Annotated in this window: 2 protein-coding genes and 1 tRNA gene; 2 read left to right on the forward strand and 1 reads right to left on the reverse strand. The window is 74.3% G+C overall.

Features of this window, described 5'->3' with window-relative positions; translation table 11 throughout:
• The first annotated feature begins 424 nt into the window (after nucleotides 1-424).
• Entirely contained in the window at nucleotides 425-1,699 is a 1,275-nt protein-coding gene (gene purD, locus AX737_RS27855; protein ID WP_066927106.1) for a phosphoribosylamine--glycine ligase, read from the forward strand.
• A 60-nt stretch (nucleotides 1,700-1,759) separates the two neighbouring features.
• On the opposite strand, the gene rlmB is transcribed toward purD, so the two are convergent.
• A complete protein-coding gene (rlmB, locus tag AX737_RS27860; protein ID WP_066927107.1) occupies nucleotides 1,760-2,557 on the reverse strand; it encodes a 23S rRNA (guanosine(2251)-2'-O)-methyltransferase RlmB in 798 nt (265 codons plus the stop codon).
• Nucleotides 2,558-2,677: 120 nt separating this feature from the next.
• On the opposite strand from rlmB, the gene AX737_RS27865 reads away from it, so the two are divergent.
• Nucleotides 2,678-2,752 (forward strand) — tRNA-Glu (locus AX737_RS27865).
• Nucleotides 2,753-2,932: the final 180 nt, after the last annotated feature.

Here is a 2,932-nt window from a genome sequence, read left to right on the forward strand (position 1 = left end):
AACCGATGCCGGGCCCACTACGAGGTCCGGTGCAGGACGCGTGAAGTCTGCCGAGCGGAGGGTGGGAGCGCCGGGCAACGGCATGACCCGCCCCCGCAAGATCGGGGTCGATGCAGGCGAGAGAGAAGAAACCGCGACGACAAGCCGGGCCGGACCGGGCGCAGACGCCTCTTCCGACCCGCGGGACGCCGGGGAACTCGGCATCCGTACGCACAACTCATGGGTTCCGCGGCGTCCCGCGTCTCCCTTCCGGCCATCCCTCCGGCGGTGCCACCCGCGCGGAGCTGAACGCGCGCGGACCATCCGGGGGCGGGCGCTCACGCTGGGGATACCCCGGAAAAACCGCCCGGATCGGGCCGGACGGCCCCGACGGGGCAGGTCCCCCCTTTCCCCGCGGCCGCTTTTCCGGGACAAGCGTCGACCCATGAACATCCTTCTGATCGGCTCCGGCGGCCGCGAGCACGCCCTGGCCTACGCGCTCGCCAAGAGCCCGCTCTGCGCCCGCCTGTTCGCGGCGCCGGGCAATCCCGGCACGGCGCGCCACGGCGAGAACCGGCCGGATCTCGACGTCGCCGACCACGCGGCGGTCCGCGCCTTCTGCGAGGCCGAGCGCGTCGGCCTCGTGGTGGTGGGGCCCGAGGCGCCGCTGGTGGCGGGCCTCGTGGACGACCTCGCGGCGGCGGGTATCCGCGTGTTCGGGCCGACGCGGGAAGCCGCCCAGCTCGAGGGCTCGAAGGGCTTCACCAAGGATCTCTGCGCCGCGTACGGCATCCCGACCGCCGCCTTCGCGCGCTTCGACGCCCTCGACCCGGCGCTCGACTACGTGCGGGCGCAGGGCGCGCCGATCGTGGTGAAGGCCGACGGGCTCGCCGCCGGCAAGGGCGTGACGGTGGCCGAGACCCTCGACCAGGCGGAAGGCGCGCTGCGCGCCCTCTTCGCCGAGCCCGGCGCCGCGGTGGTCGTCGAGGAATGCCTGTTCGGCGAGGAGGCGAGCTTCTTCGCGCTCTGCGACGGCACCCGGGCGATACCCTGCGGCACCGCGCAGGACCACAAGCGGGTCTTCGACGGCGACCGCGGCCCGAACACCGGCGGCATGGGCGCCTACTCGCCGGCCGCGATCCTGACGCCCGCGCTCGAGGCGGAGGTGATGGCGCGCATCATCGCGCCGACGCTGGCCGGCATGCGGGCGCGGGGCACGCCGTTCACCGGCATCCTCTACGCGGGCCTGATGCTGACCGAGGACGGGCCGAAGCTCATCGAGTACAACACCCGCTTCGGCGATCCCGAGGCGCAGGTGCTGATGCCGCGCCTCAGCTCCGACCTGGTGCCGGCCCTGCTCTCGGCCTGCGAGGGCGACCTCACGGGCGTCGCGCTCGAGTTCGACCCGCAGCGGGCGGCGCTGACCGTGGTGATGGCGGCGGCGGGCTACCCCGGCGCGGTGGTGCGCGGGTCCCTGATCCGCGGGCTCGACGCGGCGGAGGCCGACGGGGCGCTGGTGTTCCAGGCCGGCACCCGCCAGGACGGCGAGCGGCTCCTGGCGGATGGCGGCCGGGTGCTCGCCGTCACGGCGCTCGGCGACAGCGTGAAGGAGGCGCAGGCCCGCGCCTACGCGGCGGTCGCCCGCATCGACTGGCCGGAAGGCTTCTGCCGCCGCGACATCGGCTACCGGGCGGTCGCCCGCGAGCTGCTGGAGGGCTGAAGTCCCGGGGATCCCGAAGGGTGTCACACCCTTCGGCGGGGTCCGGGGGCAGAGCCCCGGTCAGCGCATCCGCAGCGCGTAGAGCGTGATCGCGGCTGCGTTCGAGACGTTGAGGCTGCGGATCTCGCCCGTGAAGGGGATGCGGGCGAGCACGTCGCAGCAGGTGCGGGTGCGCTCGCGCAGGCCCCGGCCCTCGGCGCCGAGCACGATGACCGCCGGGCGGGACGGCGTGACGGTGTCGAGATCGACCGCGGCCTCGGAATCGAGCCCGATCCGGGTGAAGCCGCGCTCGCCCAGCTCGATCAGCGCCTCGGCAAGGTTGCGCACGGTGACGAAGGGCACGTGCTCCAGGCCGCCCGAGGCGGATTTCGCCAGCACGCCGGTGGCGCCGGGCGCGTGCCGGGCGGTGGTGACGATGCCGGTGACGCCGAAGGCCGCGGCGGTGCGCACGATCGCCCCGACATTGTGCGGATCGGTGATCTGGTCCAGCGCCAGCAGCAGCGCGTCGTCCGGCAGCTCATCGAGCCCGGGGGCGGGCAGGGGCTCGGCCTCCAGGTAGAGGCCCTGGTGCACCGCGTCGGGCCCGAGCAGCGCGTTGATGTCGTGGGGCCGCACGAGTTCCGGCGTGATCCGCAGCGGGCCGAGCTCGGCCGCGAGGCGGGCGGCGGCGTTCTCGGTGGCCAGCAGGCGGTGCAGCCGGCGCCCGGCGTTGCCCAGCGCCTGCACCACGGGGTGCCAGCCGTAGAGCACGCTGACGCCGTCGGGCCCCGCGGGCCGCTGCGGGCGTCCGGGCCGCCGCCCCTGCGCCGGCCGCGGGACGCGGGGGCGGGCGGGCCTGTCGTCGCGCCGGGTGGTCATACGATCCTCGTCCAAACGGTCTCGTCCGCGACAAACCGGCCGCGGCCGCTTCCGTCAAGCCGCAAACGAACCGTTGCCCTCCGGGACGCACCCGCCTATAGAGGCCCCGGCCCAGCGCCAGCGCCCTTCGTCTATCGGTTAGGACGTCAGCCTTTCACGCTGAAGAGGCGGGTTCGACTCCCGCAGGGCGCGCCACTTGCGTACACCCTTCTGGGCCTCGACGGCGGCCTTCTCGGATTCGACGGCGGTGCGGGCGATCGTCTCGGCGCCCTTCATCACCTCGACCATGGCCGAGCGCACGCTGCCGAGCTGCGCCGTGATGACCTTGCCCTTCTCGACCTCCTGCAGGGTGCCCTCGGCCGAGCGGTTGATGCC

Origin of the sequence: Methylobacterium sp. CCH5-D2, assembly GCF_001556475.1 — a bacterium.
Taxonomy (GTDB): domain Bacteria; phylum Pseudomonadota; class Alphaproteobacteria; order Rhizobiales; family Beijerinckiaceae; genus Methylobacterium; species Methylobacterium hispanicum.